The 24,334-nt window shown below is 40.0% G+C and carries 23 protein-coding genes and 1 tRNA gene; 10 read left to right on the top strand and 14 right to left on the bottom strand.

The genetic code is table 11. The features are described from left to right. A partial coding sequence (locus tag C3B73_RS01000) for an REP-associated tyrosine transposase (RefSeq protein WP_103663735.1) occupies nt 1-414 on the top strand: 414 nt, incomplete at its 5' end. Between the two features lie 77 nt (nt 415-491). Here the strand turns inward: C3B73_RS01000 and C3B73_RS01005 are convergent. Continuing rightward, on the bottom strand, nt 492-1,112 hold the full coding sequence (locus tag C3B73_RS01005) for a hypothetical protein (RefSeq protein WP_103663773.1): 621 nt from the start codon (nt 1,110-1,112) through the stop codon (nt 492-494). Nucleotides 1,113-1,154: 42 nt separating this feature from the next. Further along, nucleotides 1,155-2,177 carry a glycosyltransferase family 2 protein gene (locus C3B73_RS01010; RefSeq protein WP_103663774.1) on the bottom strand — a complete coding sequence of 341 codons (1,023 nt, stop codon included), beginning with the start codon at nt 2,175-2,177 and terminating at the stop codon, nt 1,155-1,157. Nucleotides 2,178-2,271: 94 nt separating this feature from the next. On the opposite strand from C3B73_RS01010, the gene C3B73_RS01015 reads away from it, so the two are divergent. After that, nucleotides 2,272-2,787: a metallophosphoesterase family protein gene (locus C3B73_RS01015; RefSeq protein ID WP_103663775.1), complete on the top strand. Its 516-nt coding sequence runs from the start codon at nt 2,272-2,274 to the stop codon at nt 2,785-2,787. Between the two features lie 16 nt (nt 2,788-2,803). On the opposite strand, the gene C3B73_RS01020 is transcribed toward C3B73_RS01015, so the two are convergent. The 9 genes from C3B73_RS01020 to C3B73_RS01060 all read right to left on the bottom strand — a co-directional run bounded on the left by C3B73_RS01020 (nt 2,804) and on the right by C3B73_RS01060 (nt 9,554). Next, on the bottom strand, nt 2,804-4,282 hold the full coding sequence (locus C3B73_RS01020; protein ID WP_103663776.1) for a phytoene desaturase family protein: 1,479 nt from the start codon (nt 4,280-4,282) through the stop codon (nt 2,804-2,806). A gap of 12 nt (nt 4,283-4,294) precedes the next feature. Further along, the gene (locus tag C3B73_RS01025) at nt 4,295-4,819 is read right to left on the bottom strand and encodes a PH domain-containing protein (protein ID WP_103663777.1); all 525 of its coding nucleotides are present in this window, start codon (nt 4,817-4,819) and stop codon (nt 4,295-4,297) included. Between the two features lie 66 nt (nt 4,820-4,885). Next, nucleotides 4,886-5,443 carry a peptide-methionine (R)-S-oxide reductase MsrB gene (gene msrB, locus C3B73_RS01030; RefSeq protein WP_103663778.1) on the bottom strand — a complete coding sequence of 186 codons (558 nt, stop codon included), beginning with the start codon at nt 5,441-5,443 and terminating at the stop codon, nt 4,886-4,888. A gap of 90 nt (nt 5,444-5,533) precedes the next feature. Continuing rightward, a complete protein-coding gene (locus C3B73_RS01035; RefSeq protein WP_103663779.1) occupies nt 5,534-7,012 on the bottom strand; it encodes a pentapeptide repeat-containing protein in 1,479 nt (492 codons plus the stop codon). Between the two features lie 94 nt (nt 7,013-7,106). Then, nucleotides 7,107-7,637 carry a peptidylprolyl isomerase gene (locus tag C3B73_RS01040; RefSeq protein WP_103663780.1) on the bottom strand — a complete coding sequence of 177 codons (531 nt, stop codon included), beginning with the start codon at nt 7,635-7,637 and terminating at the stop codon, nt 7,107-7,109. 8 nt (nt 7,638-7,645) lie between these two features. Beyond that, nucleotides 7,646-8,074, bottom strand: coding sequence for an acyloxyacyl hydrolase (locus tag C3B73_RS01045; protein ID WP_232802899.1), 429 nt, complete (start codon nt 8,072-8,074; stop codon nt 7,646-7,648). A gap of 213 nt (nt 8,075-8,287) precedes the next feature. Beyond that, nucleotides 8,288-8,614 carry a hypothetical protein gene (locus C3B73_RS01050; RefSeq protein WP_103663781.1) on the bottom strand — a complete coding sequence of 109 codons (327 nt, stop codon included), beginning with the start codon at nt 8,612-8,614 and terminating at the stop codon, nt 8,288-8,290. 5 nt (nt 8,615-8,619) lie between these two features. Further along, nucleotides 8,620-8,853 (bottom strand): cold-shock protein, encoded by a 234-nt coding sequence (locus tag C3B73_RS01055; protein ID WP_103663782.1) that lies wholly within the window; start codon nt 8,851-8,853, stop codon nt 8,620-8,622. A gap of 116 nt (nt 8,854-8,969) precedes the next feature. Next, the gene (locus C3B73_RS01060) at nt 8,970-9,554 is read right to left on the bottom strand and encodes a hypothetical protein (RefSeq protein WP_103663783.1); all 585 of its coding nucleotides are present in this window, start codon (nt 9,552-9,554) and stop codon (nt 8,970-8,972) included. A gap of 198 nt (nt 9,555-9,752) precedes the next feature. Between C3B73_RS01060 and C3B73_RS01065 the strand changes: the two genes are divergently transcribed. The 3 genes from C3B73_RS01065 to C3B73_RS01075 all read left to right on the top strand — a co-directional run bounded on the left by C3B73_RS01065 (nt 9,753) and on the right by C3B73_RS01075 (nt 12,632). Then, nucleotides 9,753-9,834 (top strand) — tRNA-Leu (locus tag C3B73_RS01065). A gap of 164 nt (nt 9,835-9,998) precedes the next feature. After that, on the top strand, nt 9,999-11,909 hold the full coding sequence (gene acs / locus C3B73_RS01070; protein ID WP_103663784.1) for an acetate--CoA ligase: 1,911 nt from the start codon (nt 9,999-10,001) through the stop codon (nt 11,907-11,909). A gap of 132 nt (nt 11,910-12,041) precedes the next feature. Next, the gene (locus C3B73_RS01075) at nt 12,042-12,632 is read left to right on the top strand and encodes a c-type heme family protein (protein ID WP_103663785.1); all 591 of its coding nucleotides are present in this window, start codon (nt 12,042-12,044) and stop codon (nt 12,630-12,632) included. A gap of 2 nt (nt 12,633-12,634) precedes the next feature. Here C3B73_RS01075 and galE read toward each other — a convergent pair whose 3' ends face one another. Genes galE through C3B73_RS01090 form a run of 3 tightly spaced genes read right to left on the bottom strand, consistent with a single transcriptional unit; the run spans nt 12,635 to nt 14,382 of the window. Beyond that, nucleotides 12,635-13,645, bottom strand: a complete 1,011-nt coding sequence (gene galE / locus C3B73_RS01080; RefSeq protein ID WP_103663786.1) for a UDP-glucose 4-epimerase GalE — start codon at nt 13,643-13,645, stop codon at nt 12,635-12,637. Nucleotides 13,646-13,655: 10 nt separating this feature from the next. Beyond that, nucleotides 13,656-14,006, bottom strand: coding sequence for a taurine dioxygenase (locus C3B73_RS01085; RefSeq protein WP_232802900.1), 351 nt, complete (start codon nt 14,004-14,006; stop codon nt 13,656-13,658). 1 nt (nt 14,007) lies between these two features. After that, nucleotides 14,008-14,382 (bottom strand): acyl-CoA thioesterase, encoded by a 375-nt coding sequence (locus C3B73_RS01090; RefSeq protein WP_103663788.1) that lies wholly within the window; start codon nt 14,380-14,382, stop codon nt 14,008-14,010. Between the two features lie 181 nt (nt 14,383-14,563). Here C3B73_RS01090 and C3B73_RS01095 point away from each other — a divergent pair, with 181 nt between their 5' ends. The 5 genes from C3B73_RS01095 to recD are packed head-to-tail and all read left to right on the top strand — an operon-like array spanning nt 14,564 to nt 24,081. Further along, nucleotides 14,564-15,322, top strand: a complete 759-nt coding sequence (locus C3B73_RS01095) for a ParA family protein (RefSeq protein ID WP_269800971.1) — start codon at nt 14,564-14,566, stop codon at nt 15,320-15,322. Between the two features lie 4 nt (nt 15,323-15,326). Beyond that, complete coding sequence (locus C3B73_RS01100; RefSeq protein WP_103663790.1) at nt 15,327-15,605, top strand: hypothetical protein; 279 nt, start codon at nt 15,327-15,329, stop codon at nt 15,603-15,605. 46 nt (nt 15,606-15,651) lie between these two features. Then, nucleotides 15,652-18,750, top strand: a complete 3,099-nt coding sequence (locus C3B73_RS01105) for an exodeoxyribonuclease V subunit gamma (RefSeq protein WP_103663791.1) — start codon at nt 15,652-15,654, stop codon at nt 18,748-18,750. Continuing rightward, nucleotides 18,743-22,270 carry an exodeoxyribonuclease V subunit beta gene (recB, locus tag C3B73_RS01110; RefSeq protein ID WP_103663792.1) on the top strand — a complete coding sequence of 1,176 codons (3,528 nt, stop codon included), beginning with the start codon at nt 18,743-18,745 and terminating at the stop codon, nt 22,268-22,270. The genes C3B73_RS01105 and recB overlap by 8 nt, the downstream gene beginning before the upstream one ends. Continuing rightward, nucleotides 22,267-24,081: an exodeoxyribonuclease V subunit alpha gene (gene recD / locus C3B73_RS01115; protein ID WP_103663793.1), complete on the top strand. Its 1,815-nt coding sequence runs from the start codon at nt 22,267-22,269 to the stop codon at nt 24,079-24,081. Before recB ends, recD begins: the two co-directional genes overlap by 4 nt. The last annotated feature ends 253 nt before the right edge of the window (nt 24,082-24,334 follow it).

Genomic DNA, 24,334 nt, shown 5'->3' on the forward strand with positions numbered 1-24,334 from the left:
AAATATGTACAAGAAGAACATGATATAACATTGTATGGGTATGTTATCATGCCCAATCACATTCATATGGTTGTAGAGGGTAAAGCATTATCTGCCCGACTCAGAGCGTTCAAATCATATACCGCTCGAAGTATTATTAACTATCTAAAAGCGAACAAGAAGACAAGGACGTTAGACCAACTTAAGGCAGGTAAGCTGGATAATCATAAAGACAGTGAATTCCAGGTGTGGCAGGAGGGTTTTCATCCCAAACAGGTTTCAACTCAAAAAATAATGAGACAGAAGATCAATTACATTCACTATAATCCGGTGAAATCCGGTTTCGTTTCTTCCCCGTTATATTGGCGATATTCATCGGCATTAAATTACGAGGGTGAAGAAGGTTTGATCTCGGTGAATATATTTTCAGGGTGATGTTTTTTGAGGCAGAGCCTCCGGCCAGAGTTCCGCAGCGAAGTGGCGGAACCAGTACTATACTATCAATCAAAAGATCACAGATCCATCTCAATAACTGCATATTCGTAGTGCTTGCGTTCAAAGAGGGGATAAAGAAGAAATAACAGCAAGGTAATTACTCCGATCCAGTACATGCCCCAGGCATAGGTCATGTAATCAGCCAAAATACTCTTCATAGTAAACAGGTTGTAGAAGTCATGAGATGATTTAGGGAGATTACCTATAAGTGGCATTCTCCGGGCCATGGCATCGGCGGCATAGGCCGATGATTCGATCCATGCGAAGGCCGTTAGTAAAAGTCCAATTTGTGCCGTCAGGTCCTGCCGTTTCCACCAACCGAATATAAAAATGGTGAAGGGCAGAAGTATCTCAAATAAGGTTCCTCCCAAAATGGTGATAAACCTCGACCCTGTGAACCCAAAAAAAGTGTGACCTGCTTCATGAACGATCAGTAAAAAATTATCGATAAAAAAGAAAAAGGGAGTCAGGAAGAAAGGGTAAGGGTAGATCCATGCAAAAGAGATCTCCCATTTTAATGCCATCCAGTATTGTTCAGCCAGGACCCAGCAAAATGGAATACAAACTACTGAGAACCACCATTTTTTGATGTGTGGCAGAGATTTATCCAGGATATTTTCCAGATCGAAGCTTTTCAATTAGTGAGGATTTATTTCAGCGTTTAAGTCATATTAAATGGATCACTCGTTGATCAATGCGTTATAGGTCTTTTTCCCTTTAACAAAATACTGCCACACGATACTGAAAGTAGACATCGTTGCCGGTTCACCGGATTCAATTCGTTTAGACCTTAGGGATTTCCTTTTTTTATGCATCAAGGGTAGTTTCATAAAGAAATGAACATGGGCTTTAAGCACGGCCATCCATTCCTTGGGTTTCCCCTCCAAAAGAGCTTTCCAGGCAGCAATAGCGTCAAGTATGATCCGGACAGGTATGCGCTTCAATAAGCTTGATGTGGAATAATTTTTCCATAGCATGAACAAGCTGTTTCGGAAATTGTAATATACTTTACGAGGTGAATCCATTGGCAACGAACCGCCTCCTAAATGATAAACAATGCTTTCAGGAGTAATGCCGATCTTATACCCCTGATTTTGAAGTCTCCAGCAGAGGTCGATCTCTTCCATATGAAATTCAAAATCCTCGTCAAATGCGCCGATCTCTGTAAAAAGATCTTTTCGAACAGCCAATGCAGCTCCGCTCGCCCAAAAAATATACTCCTCATGATCATATTGTCCGTCATCTTTTTCTACCGTATCAAATACTCTTCCGCGGCAAAATGGATACCCAAACTTGTCGATAAATCCACCTGCCGCACCGGCATATTCAAAGTGATCTTTCTTGCGGTAGTCTCTTAATTTGGGTTGAACTGCTGCGGTATTTTCAGACTGAAAGGCAGAATTGAGTCCGTAAAGCCACTTTTTATCCACCTCAACATCATTATTGAGAAACAAGACAATTTCTTTGGAAGCAAATGGAACTGCTCTGTTATTTCCGCCACAATAGCCGTAATTTCGATCGAAGGACGCAATTTTTACATCAGGGTAGTTGGACCTGATCCATTCTTTTGAACCGTCATCAGATGCATTATCAGCTATGATGATCTCAAAATCAGGATAATCAGTTTCAACCACGGACGGCAAAAATCTCTTGAGATGATCAAGAGCATTCCAGGTAACTATGATGATACTGAAGCCTTTCAATGAATGAATGTAATTTTGTGAATGTTAAGATTAATGATCTGAAGCCATCTTATTAAATCGGCCGGATGAACAAACGTCAGATGATACAAAAAGTATGATCAAAATAGGGCTTATATCTGATACACATAGCTATTTAGACCCTCAGGTTTTGGATTTCTTTGAGGGATGCAATGAAATATGGCATGCCGGTGATTTTGGAAACATTCAGATCGCTGAACAGCTGAGAAAGATCGCCCCTGTGATCGGTGTATATGGTAACATTGATGGGGAAGATATCAGGCAGGAATTTCCATTGCATCAACGCTTTGAAAGGGAAGGTCTTAATATCTGGATCACACACATTGGTGGGGTACCTGGACGGTATTGCTTACCTATCAGGCAGGAACTTGAAAGCGACCCGCCGGAGCTATTCATTTGCGGGCACTCTCACATACTACGGATATCGAGAGATCAGGATCTTGAAAACATGTTGTACATGAACCCCGGTGCAGCAGGGAAACAAGGGTTTCAGTCGCACCGTACCATCATTCGCTTTCAAATCGATGACGGTAAGATCCACAATGTTGAGGTTATCAATTTAGATATTGAGGAAGAGGAAGCTGCTGAGTAAGCTCTTTCAATCTATTTTAAATATTTTCGTAACGCTCAATTAATGTTAAAGCATTGAAAGCTGATTGAATAACTAATGGAATCCCACCTCCGGGATGAGTGGATCCGCCCACCATGTACAGTTTTTCAATATCTCTTGATTTGTTTCTCGGCCGCAGGAAAGCTGAAAACAGATTATTGGAGGATGTGCCGTAAATACTTCCCTTATTTGAGAGATATTTTTCGGAAAAATCAACCGGCGTTATCTGTGAACGATATACAATATGGTTTGATAATGAATCTAAACCACGTTTTTGTAATGCCTTAATGATCTTATCACCGTATGAGGTGCTGTTCTTATCCCAGTCGTAGTGTTCATTCAGGTAAGGGGCATTTACCAATATGAAAAGATTACTGCCGCCATCGGGTGCATGAGTAGGATCTGAATACGAAGTATTTGCAACATATATCGAAGGATCATCCGGCATTACCTTATCTTTGAATATCTGTTCGAATTCATATTCATAATTCTCAGAGAAAAATATGTTGTGATGAACAAGCTGTTCATATGTCTTATCCAAACCAAGTAACAGTACATAACCGGAACAAGATGGTTCAATGGATTCCGCTTTTATCTTTTTTGATGGTTTTATTGAGTGATCAGAAACCAGGTTTGTGATGGTTTCAGTAGCATCACTGTTTGATATGATCAATTCAGCTTTAACAGTTTCACCATTATTTAAAATGAGACCCTGAGCCTCACCATCTTTTATGACCAATGACTGAATAGGATGTTCGAAATGAAAATTGACACCCATAGATAGAGCTAGATCATACAGGCTTTTAGCAACCTGATACATACCTCCTTTTACATAATAACCACCTTGATTCAGTTCAACATGAGGAATAACATTTAAGGTAGCGGGTGCCTGAAAAGGAGAGGAGCCATTGTATGTAGCAAAACGTTTAAAGAACTTTCGCATATACTCAGATCTGAACTCCTGATCCACTTTCTTAGCGACTGTGCTAAAGGCATCAATGCCAAAGAAACTCAGAATTTTGAGTTTTTTGAGGTCTTTAAATCCATAAAGTGGGTTAAAGATGAATGCATCTTTAGTTTTTTCATATAAGTCCGCAGCATGATCCAGGAATTGAGGATAAGCCTCAGCATCTTCAGCTGAAAAAGATCGAATTTCTTCAACAGAATCTTGTCTGTTCTCAAAGTTGTTAAAGACGGTTCCATCCTGATAAAAATATCGGCATATAGGATCTAAGGGGACAAACTCCAGATGATCCTGAAGATCCTCTCCACATACTTTAAAGAGTTTATCAAGCAAAAAAGGCATGGTCAACAAACTGGGTCCGGTATCAAACCTGAATCCTTCAGCTCTGATCTCATTCATTTTACCGCCTACCCCTTTATTCTTCTCAAATACGGTTACATCATGACCTTTTGAAGCTAATAAACATGAAACCGAGAGGCCTCCTAACCCTGCTCCAACAACTGCAATCTTCATGTAACAGGTGTTTTAAGGTTGAATCTTATTGTCGATGGATCTGAGAGTATCTCGAATATCTTTGAGCAGGTCTGAGGTACTTACTGATGGTTCGGCAGAGGAAGTCATTTCTGTGACTTTATCTCTTTGCTCAAATACCATGTTGCGAAATTCTACCGCATCGATTATCCCTATTAGGGATAGGTCTGCCGTATTTTGACCGGTATTTCCGGCTGTCTCAATTCTGAGAATACTCAATCCAAAGTACTTTAGCAGTGGCCCCTCCTTAAAAGTGAGGTCCTGAATTTTATCTAAGGGTATGGTTCGTTCGGTTTGAAATATATAACCTTTTTTAAAGCGCAGTGAGCGAGTGGTTAGTTCACACTCTAAACGATCAAAATATCGGTTTAGGTAGATGTTCCCCAGTATTAACCAAAATGGAAGCAGGGGGAGTAACACAACGGAGATAACCAAAACCAGGGATGCGTACCAAAGTACATACGATTTAATGCGTGGATTGAATTCTGCCTTATGTATCACGGCGGCTTTTGAGGTCATTGATCCGAATTTTTATGATGTCTGTTAATGATCAGCAATACCTCGAAATATACTAAAGATGGTGTCTTAATCATTTTGAATTTCTTCATTTGGGATGAAATCCATTGCCAGGGAATTCATACAATATCGCAGTCCGGTTGGTTGCGGCCCATCATCAAAAACATGCCCCAGGTGACTACCGCAGTTGGAACAAACGATCTCTGTTCGGGTCATGAACCAACTGTTATCTTCCCGCTCACCAACCAAAGAGTCAGCTAAAGGTTGCCAGAAACTTGGCCAGCCGGAACCACTTTCATATTTATGTTCAGAGCTGTAAAGTTTCTGTCCACAGGCTCCACATACGTAAATACCTTCGCGTTTATTACTGTTATATTCATTTACGAAAGGAAGTTCGGTTCCTCGATCCCTGAGTATGCGATATTCTTTATCGGTCAATATTTCTTTCCATTCAGCTTCTGTTTTTTGAAGGGGGTAGTTCTCATCCGGCATAGTGTCAGTTTGAGTGATATTCATAGCGATACTTGAATGCTCAGCAACTACAACTTCATCTTGCTGGTTATTGATAAAATAAAATCCAACTGCAAGCAGGATAGCAGATAGAAAGGCTATTATTTTTAGCTTCATTTCAATGGTATATAGGTTAGAATTCTTTCAGCTCCCAACCTAACAGTAAAAGCCTACGAATAGTTTATTCTATGAATTGCTTAATAAAAATTACCAATCAATGTCCCAGTTATTGAATTCATCTTGGAAACGTTTCGGGGCCTCCTGTTTGAATAGCCGGATACCGGCAGTAAATCCAACCCAGAATCGATATTGTCTGCCTTTGCGTTCGGGAGACCACAGGCTATACCAGGTGTATTCGTTAGCATTATTGATTCTGGTGACCTGTGCGTTGAATGGCGGCCCGCCATATATTGAAAACCCATTAGCCAGTCTTTTACCCAACAGAAATTTATAGGAATATATGAGGTTAAGATCTTCTCTCCATTCATCTTCAAAATGATGCAAAACTGAAAATTCCTGATTAACAAACACGGTTTCGTTTTTCCAGTTCTCAAAAGAATCAGTAACGTTTTTCTCAAGACCTATAGCCAGTCCCACCCTGTAAACATCTCGGTTTAACAGAGGATTATATCCAAAGATGGCTGAGTTGTACACTCTGTGTGTCCCAAGAGTCAGGCCAAGATCAGTAAACCCGCCATCAGAAAAACGCACATCGATGTTTTTACGACCGTTTCCATAGTAGCTTATGAATCCAATAGGTACCCCTTCAAATTCTTTGGCATAGTTGATCAAACCGATCTGTAATCCGGTTGCTTTTTGAGAAGCATTTAAAAACCCGGCAAATTGTAGTCCTTCCATTTCATGAGCAATATTGGCAGCTCCTGAAATAGCAGCTCCCTCAAGTTCTCGGGCATAATTCAATCCACCTGTCACCAGTAAACCACTTGCAGAGCTTTTTGCTAAGTTAAATGCGGCTGATACCATTAATCCCTCAATATTTCCAAGTGCTGAATTTCCTAAACCGGAAACCTGTAACCCGGAGGCATTAGCACCTGCAAAGTTCAATAACCCGGTAACCTGCAAACCCTCGATATCTTGTTTTGCAACGTTAGTAATTCCGGATAGCTGAAGCCCGGATATATCACCATAAGAGGCATTGAATAATCCCGAACCCTGTAAGCCTTCAATATTTCCTTTGGCAATGTTAGAAACCCCGGAAAGTTGAATGCCACCGGTACTTTCTCCGGATATGTTTGCCAATCCTGCAAGCTGAAATCCCTCCAGTTCACCTGATGCAAAATTTGTTATACCTGCAAGCTGAACACCGGACAAATCCCGGCCTGAAAAGTTACCGATACCGGCAAGGTTGATTCCTGATAAATTACCTTTTGAGATGTTCCCTAATCCGGCCAGTTGAAAACCAGAGGCGTAGTGTTTATTGTAGTTGATCAAGCCCCCGATCTCACCACCATCCAAACCGCCATGATAACCGCCGAGAATATTGATGGAATACCTGGCCGTATAATTAGGTGCTTCTACTCCATTTGTGCTAAGGGGAGGGAAGAGGGTCACCCTCCACTTTCTGTATTCTAAGTCGTTTTGTTGTTTATCTTGAGCCCACGTCACAGCCGGATGTAAAACCAATGCTGTAACGATCAGAAAGGTTGATAGAAGGAACTTGTTCATAGCCTGAATTGGAATTGTATTGAAATTCAGGGTTCCATACGAACTTGAGGCAAAAAGGTTGTAAAAAATACCCGGATTTTTGGATCTGTTTTGATCAGACCAATGGATCTTTCAACTCTGGGAATTCGTCGTTAAGTACATCATTCCAGTTTTGCACTTCATCTACGGTTGATAGCAGATTCTCAACGTCACCATCAAGCTCAATTCGCTCAATTTTGTCTCCCTGAACGATCTGATTTACAACAGCCATATCGTCATCGGACATAACTTCACCAAACACAGCATGTCGTCCATCTAACCAGGGGGTTTCAACATGAGTAATGAAGAACTGACTGCCATTGGTATTTGGTCCGGCATTGGCCATGGATAACTTTCCGGGTTCATTATGGATCAAGCTCTGATCAAATTCATCCTCAAAACGGTAACCCGGTCCGCCTCGGCCATCACCGTTAGGGCACCCACCTTGTATCATAAAGTCGTTGATCACACGGTGAAAAAACAAGTTATCATAAAATCCACGTGAAGCTAAATTGACAAAATTAGCTACCGTCTTTGGGGCTTTGTCAGGAAACAGTTTTATGTTGATGTTCCCCTTATTCGTGTGAAGTGTACAAGTAATATCCATGATCTGTTTTAATGAAATGAAAGAGTTAAAAATAGGAAATTTGAGTCGAGTCCGGGGTTTTCTGATCCGGTCTGAGCATTGGAAATATGGTGGAATTTATAGCCCAGTGACAGATCTGAAAAGGAATTTATTGTAAAAACATTTCCAACCGTTATATCAAAAGTGAAATTAAGCTTTCTTCCTTTGTCAGTCGGGAAATATTCGTCCATTAATATAATACCACCGGTAGTTTGAGCAAAAGGGGTTATCCATTTTGAGTGATATTTTTTAACTAAAAATCCGGCAGGGGAGAAACCAAACCCACTGCTTGTAGTACGGCGGTCGTTAGCGTCTCGTTTAGGGTAGTCAAAATGAAGATACGGAATGATTCCTGCTGAATACCACAGGGAAAATCCATTATTCAACTCTTTGATATATTTTTGAAATCCAATTCTCAATATCTGAGTCTGTGAATTTCTTGTTTTGCCCAGAAACCTTACAGATTGAGCTGAATAACCACCCCAAAAAGTATATCTGTTGTCGAAATGTTGAGAAACCGAAGAGTTTTTATTCTGAGCTAAAGCATTTGAAGGTGATACCGAAATGAAGGTAAAGACAATCAAAAAGAATAAAACAAACCGTAACTCACTGGAAAACTTCAAAAAAATAGATCAGGATTTGGTTTTGTTGGTTTTTAAAAAGCTGATCACTGAAACGATCCATATGACTATCCACGCGCCACTCAGATATAGGTTATCAGCATAGTAAAATATTCCAACGGTTAGTCCATATATAATATGATAGAAAATAGGTGGGGCTGAAGTTTTGTTTGCCTTACTGTTAAGGGTAGGCATTACAAAGGTGAGCAGCTTACTGATCAGTAGTAATGCTGTATACACCCAAAGAACGATATTTAGTACATCGTTGGGATACACTGCATATAATGCGATAATAAGAAGAACTACAACGTCGAGATAGGCGTCTTTAAGCCATTTCATTAAATTTAATCTACCTGATCTTGTATAGGGTTAAGTGATACGACTTCCTTGGCATGAAGGCCTTTATCACCTTCATCCAATAGGAACTCTACTTCTTCACCCCGTCGTAATTTCTTAAATCCATCAGCCTGAATTTCAGAGTAATGTACAAAGGCATCTTCACCTGTGTCAGTACTGATAAACCCGTAACCTTTAGTATTGTGGAACCATTTGACCGTACCCTTTTGCTTGTCTGACATATAACCCAAAATTAATTAACATTAGAAACAGAGATAACTACTAAAGTTACCCATAACAAGAACTAAAATAATTTTTGGGAATATTACAATCAACAGTAACCTGTAAATACTTTCTGTTATCGAATTCTGAGTTCTTCGATCCAGATCGCCATCCCTTCAGAGCTTCGGGTTGTTGTCAGGGCAGTCTCAGTTGTTAGTAATTGTTCATCTTCTGTTTCAAGATCAACCAGTAAACCTTTCACATAAATGATATGACCATCACGCAGGGTTTTTACTTTTTCGCTGATCTCTGATGTGGAAGGTATGAGGTGCCAAAGATCACTTTCTCCATATATTGTATTTAATGGAAGTGGGGGGCGAGTGAGATCCAGGTTGAATGAACGACCTTTCAGAGAATAAAATACGTAATCGAGGTTTCGCTCATCTGAAAGCTGATTCCAACCAACCATGGCATCCGTTGGGGCATATTTGGTCAGGTTGTCAAAGAAATATCGTTTTCTTTTGATAACCAGAACTTCACCTTCAATTACTTTCTTTGGTGAAACTGTTGCCCCTTTAAAAGTGAAAGGTTCCTGCCAGGTTAATCCTTCTATTTCTGGGGCATTTTTAACCATAACTCCCGGACCGCGGTCTACAGGAAATGTAGAGTAAACAATATAACTGGCTGCTACAAAAACGCAGAATACTAAATACTTGACCATAACAATCACCTTTTTGTTTTTCTTACAAGAGAGTAAAAGACCCAATGCGTTACAGATTTATTACAAACTTATAATGTTTGAGCAGAGCATTGTTCCTGATAAAAAACGATCAACTGATTGTTTTTTTAGTGAATTAATTATGTAAATACGTTTTGTTATTTACTTGCAGGAAACCTTATCTTTGTAGTCTTCAAAAAAGCCAAAGTGGCGGAATTGGTAGACGCGCGCGACTCAAAATCGCGTTCCTCCGGGAGTGTGGGTTCGAGTCCCACCTTTGGTACTAAAGCCTTGCAGAAAACTGCAGGGCTTTGTTGTGTTTGACTCAAATATCTCACTGTCAGATATTTTCATCTCCCTTAAGTGATGAGTTATTTATAGCATCAGTTTCATTTATTATTATTTTAGTGTGAATAAGTAAATGAAAATGAAAATTAAGTAGGTGCTATGAGTAACTATCATATCAAAAGTTTAGAAGAGTATTTTAAGGTGTACAGACATTCAGTCAGAGAGCCTGAACTGTTTTGGTCAGAGATAGCTGAAGAACATTTTACATGGCGAAAAGGCTGGGATAATATCCTGGAATGGGATTTTAACAAACCCGAGATAAAATGGTTTGAAGGGGCAAAACTCAACATTACTGAAAACTGTGTAGACAGACATTTACTTACCAAAGGTGATAAAACAGCTATTTTGTTTGAGCCGAATGATCCGGATGAGGAAGCTGAACATATTTCCTATTCAGATCTGCATAAACGCGTTAACAAGTTTGCCAATGTTCTGAAGGCTGAGGGGATAGGTAAAGGAGACCGGGTTTGTATCTATTTGCCCATGATCCCTGAGCTAGCCGTTTCTATGCTTGCTTGCGCCAGGATTGGAGCCATACACTCAGTGGTCTTTGCCGGTTTTTCGTCTAAAGCTTTGGCAACAAGGATCCAGGATTGTGATGCAAAAATAGTGATCACATCCGATGGTTCTTACAGGGGACAAAAGACTATCGATCTGAAAGGTATTGTAGATGAAGCGTTGAAGCAGTGTCCTGATGTTGAAAGGGTATTGGTTGCTAAACGCATTAAATCAGACATTGAAATGGTGGATGGTCGTGATAAATGGTTGCAGCCATTATTGGATGATGCTCCTGATGAGTGTGACATCGAGATCATGGAAGCTGAAGATCCCTTATTTATTTTATACACATCCGGTTCAACAGGAAAGCCAAAAGGTATGGTACACACTTCGGCCGGTTATATGGTGTACACGGCTTACACCTTTAAGAATGTCTTCCAATACAAAAACGAGGATGTGTATTGGTGTACGGCTGATATTGGTTGGATCACCGGGCATAGTTACATCGTATATGGTCCGTTACTAAATGGGGCTACATCTGTTATGTTCGAAGGAGTACCAAGTTATCCGGATTTTAGCAGGTTTTGGGAAATCGTTGAAAAGCATAAGGTAAATCAATTTTATACAGCACCGACCGCCATTCGGGCCCTGGCTAAAGAAAATCTGTCTTACCTTGAAAAACATGACCTGTCATCTCTGAAAGTGTTGGGGACAGTAGGTGAACCGATCAACGAGGAGGCCTGGCACTGGTATAATGATAACGTTGGGAATAAGAATAGTCCCGTAGTGGATACCTGGTGGCAAACGGAAACAGGTGGTATCATGATATCTCCTATTCCATATGTAACCCCAACCATACCTACTTTTGCCACAATGCCGCTACCGGGTGTTCAACCGGCTCTGATGGATGAAAATGCCCAGGAGATCAAAGGTAATCAGGTTGAAGGAAGGTTGTGTATCAAATATCCATGGCCCGGTATGGCACGCACGATCTGGGGCAATCATGAACGGTTCAAGAATACCTACTTTTCGGCTTACGACAACATGTATTTCACCGGAGATGGAGCCAGAAGAGATGCCACCGGCTACTACAGAATTACAGGTAGGGTGGATGATGTTGTGATCGTATCAGGGCATAATCTGGGTACGGCCCCAATTGAGGATTCTATAAATGAGCATCCGGCAGTGGCTGAATCTGCTATCGTTGGATTCCCACATGAGATCAAGGGTAATGCGTTGTATGGTTTCATCACGCTGAAGGAAACCGGGGAATCTCGTGTGCAAGACAATCTTAGAAAGGAGATCAATCAGATACTTTCTGAACACATTGGGCCTATTGCGAAACTGGACAAAATTCAGTTTTGTGAAGGATTACCGAAAACACGCTCCGGTAAGATCATGAGGAGGATCCTAAGAAAGATCGCTTCCAACGAAACGGATGATCTCGGTGATGTGTCTACGCTACAAGACCCTGAGGTGGTTGAAAGTATCATTGAAGGTCGCATACAGTGATTTTAAACTAAGCATTTAAACATCATAGAATAAGCCCTCGGCATAAAACTGTCGGGGGCTTACTTATTATGATATGTTGTGTTTGATCATTAATCCTGTTTCTTTTAATCAAACTTAAATTGGAATGTACATATGAGATCATTTACAATACTGCTGACATCAATATTCCTTATTACAGCTATGATCTTTGTCGGGTGTGGGAATAAACAAGAAGAACTAACAGAGACTGAGCAAACAGAGTATTTGGAGAAAGGTCAGGATCTGGCCACTGAAACCCAAAAAGTACTCGGTTCAAACCTAATGAAAGCGATCAACGAAGGTGGACCGATCAATGCGCTTGAGTTCTGTAATATTCAGGCATATCCACTTACTGATAGTATGGCTACGGCACTGAAAGCTCATATTACCAGGGTAACGGATAAACCCAGAAATCAAGCCAATATAGACAATAAGGATGAGCTGACATACATTGCGTCTTTCAAGGAAAAATTAGGCGCTGGTGAACAAGTGAGTCCTGACATAAGTGTGATGGATGGTAAAGTGACCGGTTATTATCCGATCATCACCAATCAGATGTGCATGCAATGCCATGGCAGCGAAAACGATCAGATCAATGAAGAAACTTTAGCTAAGATCAAAGAGCTGTATCCCAACGATCAGGCTACAGGGTATGGGGCCGGAGAGTTACGCGGTATTTGGGTTGTTGAGATGGATCGGGAATGAGATCACTTATAACCATTAGGATTTTTTGATTGCCATCGCCAGGTATCCTCACACATTTGAGTGATATTTCGTTCTGCTTTCCAATTCAGTTCATTTTCTGCTTTAGTGGGATCGGCATAACACTCAGCTATATCGCCGGGTCGCCTGTCCGTAATTTCGTAGGGTACTTTTTTACCTGATGCATTTTCAAAAGCTTTGACCATATCCAATACACTTGAACCTTTACCGGTACCAAGATTGTGGACGATCAGGCCGGGGTTGGATTCTAACTTTTCAAGTGCTTTTAAATGACCAACAGCCAAATCTACCACATGAATGTAGTCTCTGACGCCTGTTCCGTCGGCAGTAGGGTAGTCACCGCCAAAGACCGATAGTTTTTCGAGTTTACCAACGGCAACTTGAGAGATGTAGGGCATGAGGTTATTTGGGATATCATTTGGATCTTCGCCGATCAGTCCACTTTTATGAGCTCCTACCGGGTTAAAATACCTTAGAAGTGAAATATTCCAGGTTGAGTCTGAGACATGCAGGTCTTTGAGAATATATTCAATAAACAGCTTGGTGCGACCGTATGGGTTTGTGGCCGAGAGGGGAAAGTCTTCAGTGATCGGAACCGTTTCAGGATCCCCGTAAACGGTTGCCGATGATGAGAAAACCAGGTTATGAACTCCAAATTCTTTCATGACCTCACACAAGATAAGTGTACTAGTGATGTTGTTATTATAATACATCAACGGCTTTGCCACAGATTCGCCCACCGCCTTATACCCGGCAAAATGTATGACCGAATCGATCTCATGTTCTTTAAAGATCTTTTGAACGGCCTGTTTATTCAGCAGATCTTCCTCGTAGAAAGTAACTTCCTTACTCGTAATACGCTCCACTCTTTTGATGGCTTCATAGCTGCTATTAGATAAATTGTCGATGACGATCACATCATGACCGGCCGTTAACAGTTCAAGTACTGTATGACTTCCAATATATCCCGCTCCACCCGTTACAAATACTTTCATGATTATTGATCTATTTGATGCGTAATTCTAATTCTGTGATCACTTTAGTGCATATGGAGTCAATCTTACTGACTGACTTTTCAAGATCTTCATCAGGTTTTTCGTCCCATAGCAGTGTTTTTGCATGCTCATATTCTTCCACGATCTGATCTAATCCTAACATTTGAGCTACCGGCTTGATCTTATGACCGGCTTTTCTGAAGCTGGTTTCATCTCTGATTAGCAGGAATTTCTTATAGTTATTATTGAACTCTGTAAAGGAATCCACGGCGGCTTCAGAAAACTCACTGATGTATTTTTCTTCCCCGTAAAGCATTTCTGAGAGACTGCTAAAATCGATCAAGGTGTTTCGTTTAGTCAATTTATTCCTCGTTTACTGGTTCGACAATATTATGGGGAGCAGGCTTTCCAAATTCATCAAGATGTACAAAAACGATCTTATCAATAGTAATGATATGTTCTTTAGTGAATTTATTGCGTACCAGGCATTTAACTGTGATTGAAGTTCGGCCAAATTTTACAGTTTCCATTCCGATCTCGATCACTTCACCAAGTTTGGCTGAGTTCACAAAATTGATCTCAGACATATACTTGGTAACAATATTGCCTTTGCCCAACTGACAAAGAACATAGATAGCGGCTTCCTCATCGATCCAGGAAATAACCGTTCCACCGAATAACGTACCATGTGCATTCAGATCTTCAGGTTTTATTAGTTTTCTGCTAAAAAATCTCATTTTATCCTTATTGATTATTAGTACCTTAAAGATAAGAGATAATGATTTAATCAAATAATTTGATTTGAGAATGTTAGAATTAATATGTTCTATTAGATTATTATTAGAACATATATTATTGTAACAAAGCGTTCTATTTTTACTCTCTATGTAAAAAGAAATATCACGGCTAAAGAAAATTATGAAGACAATAGCACTGACAAATCAGAAGGGTGGAGTTGGTAAAACAACCACAACGATCAATTTGGGAGCGGGTTTAGCTAAACTCGGAAAAAAAGTTTTACTCATTGATCTTGATCCACAGGCAAACCTTACTTATTCACTGAGAACGCATTCACATCGTTTGGATAAAACGATCTATCATGCCTTAAAAGGAGTGGCAAGTGTTAAGGATATATTAGTGGAGCACAATGGTTTCGACTTCTTACCCTCATCTCTGGAACTGTCAGGAGCAGAGTTGGAACTAGCCAGTGAACCGGCCCGGGAAGGGTTGCTTAAAAATGTGATCAAAGACATTGAACGTAATTATGATTACGACTACGTTTTGATCGATTGTCCGCCAAACCTTGGGTTATTGACGCTGAACGCTTTCACAGCGGTTGAGGATATTTTCATTGTATTGCAGTCAGAGTACCTTGCATTACACGGCTTGTCCAAGCTTTTAGATCTAGTTAAAGTGGTTCAGCAAAGATTGAATAATCATCTCGAAGTGGGCGGAATTATTTGTACCCTGTATGACAGCCGCAAGAACCTGAATAAAGAGGTAGTTGGACATATCAAAGATTATTTTGGGCCAAAAGTATTTAAAACGATCATAAGAGATAACGTATCGTTGGCAGAGGCTCCAAGTCACCACAAGACCATTTTTGAATATGATGGTAACAGTGCAGGAGCTGAGGATTATTTAGCACTCGCTAAGGAAGTTAAAAACGGACACTAAAACGATGAGTAAGAAGAAAAGCTTAGGGCACAATCCGCTTTCATACAGCACGCGTGCCCACGCATCTTTCGATTTCATTACTCCCTCTTATAAGGAAGAGGAAGAAGTAGAAGAGTCTGTAAAACAAGAAAAAAAGGTAAATAAAGTAACAGCCAGTTATTACCTGGAAGAACCTCTTGTTGATAAGGTTCGAGATCTTGCCGACCAAAAAGATACTTCTTACTCAGCTTTAGTTAACGATCTGCTCAAGGATTCTCTTCGTAACATTACATCAAAATCCTGAACAATTTAGCTTTTCTTTTATCGAATAAGTCCATATTTAATGGACTATGTTTTATAAATATCAATCACATTCGCTTACTAATCTTGCCCATAAATTATCGGAATTAACTGCTGCGCAAGATAGCAATCCAATGCAGCCAACCTGGATTGTTGTTCAAAATAACGAAGTAAAAGAGTGGCTTTCGCTTCAGGTCGCTGAACAAAATGGTATTTCAGGAAACATAAAATTTATCTTCCCGTCTGAGTTCATTTGGATGATCTACAGACTCAAGCACACAGAGGTGCCACAGGCTCTTCCTTCAGACCTCAATGCTTTACAGTGGACCTTGTTTGAGCTTTTTGGAGAGAGTAGTGAGATCCTGGATGATATTCCACACATTAAAGGCACAGAAGTATCTAAATCCAGGCGATTCCAATTAGCCGGTCAGATTGCGGATGTGTTTGATCAATATCAGGTTTACAGGCCGGATATGATCTCCAGCTGGAAAGAAGGAAGACTAATTACGCGACAGTCAGATGAGCAATGGCAGTTAAAATTATGGAGAACATTAGAGGAGTATTGGGCTGCTAAGTCAAAAATTAAAAATTTTCCAACACGTGCATTAGCTCATCAAAGAGTAAAAAATTGGCTTGATAATGGAGATAATGACCTATTGATAGGGCTTCCTGAACATATCTTTGTTTTTGGATTATCTCATATCAGTCAACCTTTTATGGAAGTTCTCGCTCGTATTTCAGGGTATAAAAAAGTGCATTTTTTTAACAGAAATATTGAGTTGAAATCAATTTCTCAGGAATGTAAAGAATTGTTTGAAGGCTGGAATGCACCGTATCAAGATCAAAATCAGTTACTAAATGAACTTGTAAAAGAATGTGGGTATGAAGTTGCTGGGTATGAGGTTGGAAAACAAAAGGATGAGCTGAAACACATTGAGATTCATTCGTGCCATGGTGTACGAAGAGAAGTTGAAGTCCTTAAAGATGAGATATTGCATTTTCTGGATCAACACCCTCATTCGAAAGCATCTGATATATTGATTCTAGTTCCGGACGCCGAGCAGTATGCTCCATTACTGGAAGCCCATTTTAGTGAGATCAATGATGCTGAAGGTCATAACTTACCACTAACAAGGCTTCATTGGAAACAATCCCAATTAAATGAACATAGCCTACTTAGTTTGTTGGATCTTCTGAATTCTTCCTTCAAACCCAGTTCAGTAATTGATCTAATAAGTCTTGAGCCGGTCAAAAAACGATTTGATTTCAGTGATGATGATATTGATCTCCTTGAAGTTTGGATCCGCTCAAATCGAGTATTCAGAGGTTTGGGGGATTCATTTAATGATGCTTTTAGTTGGCAAAAAGGGATAAATCAACTGATTACAGGAGCCGTGATGTCACCTGATCATCTTGAAAGTTTCAAGGGGCTGGTTCCCGTTGTTGAATTATCTGCCTCTGACGAGATGATTTTAGCAGCTAAGTTTTCATCATTCATTCATGCCTTGAAATCAGTTGCTGAAGAGACTCGGGAAAACAAAACCCCGGAACAATGGCTGTTCTTAGTTGAACAGATGTGCAAAACGCTCATAATCGACCCTGAAAACGAGGATAAAGAACCATCTATATACAGGACAATCTCCAGGATTAAAGAGCACATCGCCTACACTGAGGGTAAAGAAGTCGTTCCATTTTCATTATTTCGGAACTGGTTGAAAGGAAGGATCACTGCCTCAAATTCGTCGTCCGGCCGATTTGGTCAGGGAATCACTGTGAGTACCTACATTCCATACAGATCTGTTCCATTCAACTTTGTAGCTGTCTTGGGATTGAATGAAGGAGTATTTCCCCGAAGATCCGTAAGACCTGAATTTGATCTGATATACAAAGAACCACGGACAGGGGATAGAATACTAAGTGAAGATGATACCTACCTGTTTTATGAAATACTTTCATCCGCTAGGGATCACCTTCATATCAGTTATAAGGGACAGGATCTTAAAAGCGAAATGGACCGATTACCATCTATGCTAGTTCAGCAGCTTAAAGAGTCGCTTCCGGAAGATCAAATTACGTTAACCCGGCATCGGCTCCATGCTTTCAATCCGGGGTATTTTCTCGAAGAACATGGGAAACAGGGACAAAAACTTCGCAAGTCGTATGATGACAAACAAAAAGCAGTTGCGGACAAGATCAGGAATTCGCTTAATAAAACAGCCGATTTCAGATTGGAAAAGATCGGATCACCCGAAATTTTTAAGGTAAAAAACCTGGCCATTCATGATCTAATATCCTTTTACACTCATCCGGCTAACTACATGCTGAAAAATGAATTAGGTGTTAATTTCAACATAAAGATGGATGAAGTGGAGGACAGAGAAAAGTTCAAACTAAAAGGGTTGGATAAATATAAAGTGGATGATCTGCTATATGAATCTATTCAGCAAGATGTCTCTGACTCCCAGATTTTCGATTACGTTACTAAAGCAGGGTATATCCCGGGTATGTTAAAAGGAAAAAAGGCATTCGAAATAGAATACGAAAAGACCCTGGGGCTCCTGAATGAGGTATCGCAGTTAACAAAAAAGGATGAACAAAGTTATGAGCTTCGTTTTACTTATAAGGGAGTACAAATTTATGGTAACGTGAAAGGTTTGTACGGTAATTCATTAGTGCTTCATCGCGTTGGTCAAAGAAGGGAAAGTCATGAAATTGAACAATGGTTATTGCATAATGCTTTGCTTGCCGGAGGGTACCCAATAAAGGAGAGTTACTATCTATCATTTGACAAAAACAATGCCATTGAAGTAAACAGAATTAATAGCCGGGCTATTGATGAAAATCTTTTTGAAAACCTCCTGGAGTGGTATTTGGCAGATTCGTCTATACTGGACAAAATGAATTTCTTCCCTAAAACCAGTAAAACCTACACTGAAGTTTTGTTGAAGACTGAGGATGAAGAAAAAGCTTTGAATAAGGCTCTGGCAGCCTATACGCCAAGTAACTATAATAAATATGCAGAGGGCGCTGAGGAATCCAATATAGTAGTATGGCGGAATCTAAATCCTTTCATGAGATCATCCTTCAGTAAAAACGCTCTTCTATTCTGGAAGCCGTATTTAAAGGCTTTGGAGGATTCAAATGAGTAAACTGAAACCTTTGGATCTTTTTGAGGTGCCTTTAGATGGGATCAGCTTAGTGGAAGCCAGTGCCGGAACCGGTAAAACCTATAACATTGCTTCCTTATACGTTCGGGCTCTGTTGGAGTTGGACCTGGAACCATCACAGATCCTGGTTATGACTTTCACGGAAGCGGCTACTGCTGAATTAAAGTCGAGGTTGAGGGATCGTATAAAAGAATCATTGTCGGTTGTCAGGGGTGTAAAATCATCTGAAGATCCATTTTTCAGGTCACTTATCTCCTCGAACTATAATAGGGCAGCCGAAAAACTGAAGAATGCACTCGATACCTTTGATGAGGCAGCCGTTTTTACTATTCATGGATTCTGTAATCGACTTTTGACTGAGTATAGTGTTCAATTTGATGTGCCTCCAAATGTTGAATTACTCACTAATCCGGATGAGCTACTTCAGGAATGTGTAGATGAATATTGGATCGAATTCAACAAAAATGCTGATAGGGACCCCCTGCAATGGTTTACCCTGAATTACTTGATCAATACTGGATTTGGTCCGGATGAATTAAAGGATATTTCAAGTAACGTGATGGGTAAAACCACTCTTAAGGTTGTACCTGATATTAGGTTGCATTCATTAAAACCTGTTCTTGAGGAACTAAAAGAGGTGTATTTCAGGGCTAAGAAGCAGTGGAATTCGGATAAGGATAAACTTCATGAGATTCTGTTTAGTGGACATTTATATGCCAATAAGTTCAAAAAAGAAAAACTGAATGATTATTGGGATGTCTTGAATGAATGGATAGGCTATGATGAGTTCACTATTGAGCACCCGGCTGAATTGTCAAAATTCAGCCTTTATCTCTATGACTCGTTCAAAAAGTCAGCCCCGGATTATGAAGTATTGGATCTTTGTAAGACCATTGATCGCTTTCTTGAACTGATTGAAAGTCTCACCTCATTTAAAGTTGCGTTTATAAAGGAGTCAATTGAAGACATTCAGGATAGGTTCAAGGCTTTAAAGCGTAGCAGACAGGTGTTGAGTTATGATGATATGTTAACTAAAGTAGAAGAGGGGTTGACGGCCGAATCATCTGATTCCCTGAAACAACGGCTTGCAGATAAATATCCGTTTGCCCTGGTTGACGAATTTCAGGATACCGATGAAATTCAGTACAATATTTTTAGATCAATTTACCATCAAAGGCCTTCCACAGGTTTGTTCATGATCGGTGATCCCAAGCAGGCGATCTATAGTTTCAGGGGAGCCGATGTATATACTTACATTGAGGCTAAATCAGATATTAGCAATGATCAGGCTTATGGGTTAACGGCAAACTTTCGTTCAAATCGTAAAATGATTGATGGCGTAAATCAGCTTTTCAAAGGGTCTCAGAATTCATTTATTGAGGAAAAGATTCAGTTCCATGAGGTAAACTTTCCGGAAGATAAAGAGGATGAGCACTATTTATTTGATAAATCAGGTAATGTAATCAATCCATTGCAATTCATTGAGTTAAAAGATGAAGAGTACTCCAATAAGACACATTTAAATAATGATATCTACTCTGCCTTAACCCGGGAAATACTCGAACTTCTATCCGGAGATTACATGGTTAAACAGGATAATTCTGATGAACTGCGGGAGGTTAAAGAGAAAGACATCGCAATTTTAGTTTGGAAAGGGGCGGATGGTGAAAAGATACAGGATGTACTTAGGGAAGCTGGCATAAAAAGCGTACTTCGATCGAATACCAGCGTGTTCTCTACAGAAGAATCCAAAGACCTGTTCAGGGTATTAAATGCTGTTCAAAATTTGAGTCATGAGTCAGGCATAAAGGCAGCATTGGTGAGCCCAATGATAGGGTACGATGCGATAGATCTTGTGAAACTTGATGAGGATGAAAATTCGTGGGGTGAAATTATTTCACGTCTCACTGATGTCAGGGATGAATGGAAAAAAAATGGGATCGAGGGTAGCCTGAAGTTATTGTTTGAGTCATTTGATGTGATAGGAAATCTGTCTGACTTAAAAAATGCAGAACGTAAGATCTCAAATGTATTGCATTTAACAGAGCTTCTTTCTCAGGAAAGCAGGATCAACCATTTTAGTCCCAGAGCATTGCTTAGATGGTACTATTCAAAGCTAAATGAAGAGGCCAATTCTGGTAAGACCAAAGATGAAGAGCAAATGCGTCTTGAAAGTGACGAAGAATTGGTGCAAATAACAACCATGCATTCGGCCAAGGGATTGCAGTATCCGGTTGTATTTTGCCCGTTTCTTTGGAGTTCAAAGGTAATTTCAGGGAATGAGTCTTCTTTCACCTTTAAAAAAGATGGGCAAAGCTATATTGATCTGAGTGGAAAAACCGATTATAAAAATAAGGATCAGAATGTTCAGTTAGCAAGAGAACAAAATATGGCTGAAGATGTGCGCCTTGCTTATGTGTCTTTGACCCGCTCCATTTCAGCTTGCTATGTATTCCTGCCTGATTATAATAAAATTGAACATTCCCCTATATCCTACATTTTGAATGGTAAGGAGCTCTCCGGAGCGGTTGATTTTGATTCCATAAAATCAAAATTGTTAGAAAAAGAACACATAGTAGTAAGGGAACCGGTCAAAGAGCTCAAAAGGAAAAAGGACCATGATGTACAAAACGATCTAAATCTTAGAGCAGAATCCTTTAAAAGGCATGATCTTTTAAATTATCCGAGGATGTTGAGTTACTCATCCCTGGTGGGAGGGCAAGGTGATCATCAATCCGGAAAAGATCATGATGGAATAACCTTTGGAACTCATAGAGAACCAATGGAAGAGTCTGGATCGTTAAACCGTTTTAGTTTTCCAAAAGGAGCAAATGCCGGATCGTTTCTTCACCAAATATTCGAGGATCTATCCTTTCAGGATATGGAAGCAATAACAAAAGTCATTCGCGATAACTTAGGTCGGTTTGGGTTTTCAGGAGATTGGGAGACTGTGGTAAGATCGTGGATTGACGAAACTTTAAACCACAAACTCAACACACCGGATATGTCTCTTGGTGACCTGAATGAGGATCAATTGATTAAAGAAATGGAGTTCTTTGTTCCTGTAAGTGACCTTCAGGTTAGCGAGATTTGGAGGCTGATCCGTTTACGTCATAGTGAAGAGACGACCCATGATTCATATCACGGCTATTTAAAAGGATATATTGACCTGATCTTTTATTGGGATGGGAAATATTACATACTGGATTATAAATCGAATCACCTCGGTAATAATGCTGAAGATTACAATGCGTCTGCTTTAAAGAATGCTGTTATAGATGCCGGTTACGATCTACAGTATCATTTGTACACTCTCGCGCTAGATCGGTATCTGTCATCGCGTTTAACCGATTACTCCTATGAGGATCATTTTGGTGGAGTACTATACCTGTTCCTTAGAGGCGTTAAACCTTTAGAACCCGGCTCGGGCGTATTTTTTGATAAACCGGATGCACAGTTGATCAGGCAGTTGAATGAAGTAGTAAAAGGGGGGAATTCGTGAAAGCCTTAGAACTTCTAAAGAACTGGAAAAAACAAAGTCATATTGAAGATCTTGAATTTGAGTTCGTACGCTTTCTTACTCAGATTCAGCCGGAAACAGAGGATGATGTACTGATAGCTGCTGCAGCATGTATAAACGCGCAAAAACAAGGGCATATTTGTTTAGACCTCCGGCAGTATGATAATGAGCCACTTTTTGGGGAAAAGAACACAGGGTATATTCTTGATCAAAATGTATTAGAGAGGTGGGAGGCTTCATTGTCAAGATCTGATCTGGTGAGTCAAGATGGAAGTTTAAAACCTTTGGTTTTAGAAGAAGGTCGCTTATATCTGCATAAATACTGGAAATTTGAGGAAGAATTTACTCGATGGGTCCTAAAGCGGTCTTCAGGCTTGCATGATATCACTGATCTACAAAAAGATGCGATCCGACATTTTATAAAAGGCCGGGAAGATCTTTTTGAAATCAACTGGCAGGAAATTGCGCTTTGTTTGAGTTTTATTAAAGACCTGGTTGTCATCTCAGGCGGACCTGGAACAGGTAAAACCTATACCGTTTTAAATATCATAGCTGCTCACACGGTAGCGTCTAAGAATAACAATGAAGACTTTAAAGTGGCACTGGCGGCCCCCACAGGTAAAGCAGCAAGAAGGTTAGTAGATTCTATTGAAGATGGAAAAGATAGCCTTCCGGATAAATTCAAACACTTGTTAGGAGAAGTTACTGAGGCTCAAACCGTGCATAAGTTGTTAGGGGCAAGCTATCGCGGTAACAGATTCAAGTTTGATCAGAACAATCACCTGCCTTATGATCTGATCATTGTAGATGAAGCATCCATGCTGGATATCCATATGTGGGTGAGATTGATCAGAGCCATTGGTCCGGATACAAAACTGGTGGTTCTGGGAGATAAAGACCAGCTTGCATCGGTTGAAGCCGGCTCTATTTTAGGTGATCTGTGTGGTGGAACCAATTCTTTCTCTAATGAGGTAGCGGAAACCATTGAGCAGATGATCGGTGTATCACTTCCAATTTCAGAAGCCGGTACTTCATCCATTAATGATAGTTTGGTCTTTTTGACAAAGAGTTATCGATTTAAAGAAAACAGTGGTATCCATAAACTGGCCGGTGCCATCAATGATCAAGATGCAGATAAAGTTTTAGAACTCCTTCAAAGTAAAAATTATCCGGATCTGCATTGGTTTGAACCGGATCAGTCTTCGTTTGAAAAAATTCTACACAGATATGGGATCACTCACCATAAAGATTATGTGGCATTTCAGGATGAAAGAAGGATAGATGCATCCCATAAAAAGAAGATCCTCTGCGCAATTCGTAAAACCAAGCTTGGTGTAGATTCAATAAATAATGCGGTCGAAATAGGAATTAAAAGGAAAAATAGTTTAATTACTTCTACTGAGTGGTACGATGGAAGGTTGGTAATGGCTACAAAGAATGATAGCACTATCAGAATCAGAAATGGAGAAATGGGGATATTTAACAGTAAGTCTAATAAAATTCAGTTTGAGGGTGAACATAAAGTTTCAATTTCACCGTCAAGAATGACTGATCATGAGGGTGCATTCGCTATCACAATTCACAAAAGCCAGGGCTCAGAGTTTGATGATGTAGCTATAATCCTGCCTGAGAGGGATTCAGCAGTACTTTCAAAAGAAATCTTGTACACTGCTGTAACAAGAGCCCGAAAAAATACTCTTGTAGTTGGAAGTAAGGATATAATACTAAAAACAGTTAAGCGTTCGGTAAGCAGACATAGTGGGGTAAAGGATAAGATCTGGCAAGGATCATAAATTCTCAGAAATTCCCGGAACTTTTTAAAAAACAAAAGCTACAATGCATTACACATTGTAGCTCGATTTTATACCCCAAAAAGCCAACGTATCAGGGGGAAACAGTTGATAGCTGTTTCCCCTCATTGCTTTCCTAAATATGTGCAAGTCTGTATTAAATCCCACTTAGATATTTTTAATCGGGATTAAAGAATTCTTATTGTTTGGCACACAAAATATGGTTGAAATGATAAGAGCCTGCCTCACAAGTGTG

This window comes from Gracilimonas amylolytica, assembly GCF_002911695.1.
GTDB classification, from domain to species: Bacteria; Bacteroidota; Rhodothermia; order Balneolales; family Balneolaceae; genus Gracilimonas; species Gracilimonas amylolytica.